Annotated in this window: 2 protein-coding genes; both read right to left on the reverse strand. The window is 63.3% G+C overall.

Going from position 1 to position 2,258, the window contains the following annotated elements:
• Positions 1 to 83 precede the first annotated feature (83 nt).
• The gene (locus GDA65_20495; protein ID MBA5865061.1) at positions 84 to 875 is read right to left on the reverse strand and encodes an AAA family ATPase; all 792 of its coding nucleotides are present in this window, start codon (positions 873 to 875) and stop codon (positions 84 to 86) included.
• Positions 872 to 2,182, reverse strand: coding sequence for an IS21 family transposase (locus tag GDA65_20500; GenBank protein ID MBA5865062.1), 1,311 nt, complete (start codon positions 2,180 to 2,182; stop codon positions 872 to 874). Before GDA65_20500 ends, GDA65_20495 begins: the two co-directional genes overlap by 4 nt.
• Positions 2,183 to 2,258 lie beyond the last annotated feature (76 nt).

Genomic DNA, 2,258 nt, shown 5'->3' on the forward strand with positions numbered 1-2,258 from the left:
TGTCAATCATCAGCCGAAGTTGACCCTTTTATTCTGATGTGAAATTGACCCCTCCCCCGAGTTGAATCTGCATTCTGATGGCGCTATGAATCCGAATGGGCCGCGGCCGCGACAGGGGACTTGAAGAGCCCTGCCTTCCGCTTCTCTCGCAATCGATAGCTCTCACCTTTAATATTGATCGTGATGGAATGGTGGAGGAGCCGGTCGAGCATCGCCGTGGCGATGACCGGATCGCCAAACACGTCGCCCCAGGCGCCGAGGCTCTGATTGCTGGTGAGCAGAATCGAGCCCTGCTCATAGCGCCGCGAGATGAGCTGGAAGAACAGATTGGCACCCTGCCGATCAATGGGGATATACCCGATCTCATCAATGATCAAGAGCTGGGGTTGGGCCAACACTTTGAGCCGGTCCTCCAGCCGGTTTTCGGCAAGCGCTTTGCCGAGCGTCGCGAGGAGCCCCATGGCGGTCGTAAACAACACGCGGTGGCCCTGTTCACAGGCCGCGATGCCCAGGGCCACGGCGAGATGCGTTTTGCCGACGCCGGGCGGGCCGAGGAACAACGCATTCTCGCCCTGCTCCAGATAGCGCCCGGTGCCGAGTTCACGGATCAGTTTCACATCAATGGAAGGCTGGACCTTAAAGTCGAACGTCTCCAGCGTCTTCTGGAACGGGAACCGCGCCATCGCCAACCGCATCGCCAGATGCTTGTCGGTCTTGGCCTGCACCTCGCGCCGCAGCACCTCCTCTAAAAAGTCCGTGTAGGAGCGGTCCGCCTTGGCCGCCTGCTCCAGTAAACTCGGCAGTTCGGCGGCGACTTGATAGAGGCGCAGGCGCTGACAGTGCGCCTGGAGTCGCTCAAGTTGGGGCGTGCTCATGAGGCACCGCCCGGTTCGGCCACGGCGGCATAGAGGGCCAGATCCCGGACCATCACCTCGCCGAGGTCGCCATACCCAGGATCCCACTGGGGCGGCTGGGGCGTGGCGGCGGGTCCGCCCGCGCGCAGCAGCCCGCGATAGTGCGCCCGATCCATCACCACCGCATGGCGCGTGGTTTTGGCATGCCGCGCAATGCAGACCCCGCCATGGAAGATTTCATAGTGGCGACTGCTCTCCTGCACGTGGACCGTCGTCCCGACATACTCCACTGGGACGGAATAGCGGGCGGCCGCGATGGCGACGAGCGCATCGGCCGGAACGCGTCGCAGACGCACCCGTTCGTAGTGATACGGGGAACGCGAGCCCAGCGGCGTGAGCGTCTCCCGTGCGAACCGCTCGATCGGCCGCTCATGCGTGGTCCCATGGACGCGCTGATCCGCGACCGTCACCGCCCACTCCTGCAGCCAGGCGTTCAAGGCGTCCCAGGAGGCAAAGCGGCGGCCCGCCAAGGCATTACGCTTCACATATTTCACGCCGCTTTCGACTTTGCCCTTGGTCTGCGCCCGATACGGCTGGCAGGCCCGCGGCGTAAAGCCATAGCGCCGCGCAAAATCCTCCCAGACCGGATGCCAGAGCACGCGGCCCTCGCGCCGGCCCAGGACCAGGGTCCGGGGGTTATCGTACAGACACTCCAACGGCACGCCGCCAAAATGCTGGAAGGCCCGCTCATGCCCATCGAGGAGCGCACTGAGCCGTTCATGCGGATAGGCTGACGCCCACAGTCGGCGAGAGTACCCGAGCGTGAACACAAAGATGTGGATGACTTCCAGCCGATCACCAATCCAGAGACGGGTTTGGCCAAAGTCCACTTGGGCTTGCTGGCCCGGATTCGTCTCAAACCGCACGGTCGCCACGGTCGCCCATGCTCGATCGACGCGGAGCGGTTGAATCGCCCGTTGCACTTGTTGATAGGTCCCCGCGAATCCTAACGCCTGCAGTTCCCGATGGAGCACCCGGCCGTTCCAATTCACTTCGGGGCCGCGGCGTTCCACGAATCGCCGATAGGGATCGATCTGACAGGGGCGGTGTCCCGGCGGCCGCGGGCGCCAGCCCCCCAGCCGTTGCCACCGTTTCACGGTATTGCGGGCCACGCCGAGAGCCCGGGCAATGGCTTTGATGCGCTCGCCGCGCTGCAGTCGCGCCAGCACCTCTCGCACGCCGTCTTCTCGCAGCATCCCATCCTCCTCCGTTCGCGTCGTCTCGCGCGAAGAAGGTACTGGGGTCGTCAGCGTTTCTGCTAGCTCCATGTGTGTCCTCTCCTGGTTGTGGGAGAGGGGTCAATTTCACATGATGACAGGGGTCAATTTGGCATGATTACTGACA

The sequence above is a fragment of the Nitrospira sp. CR1.1 genome, assembly GCA_014055465.1.
In the GTDB taxonomy this organism is placed as follows: Bacteria; Nitrospirota; Nitrospiria; order Nitrospirales; family Nitrospiraceae; genus Nitrospira_A.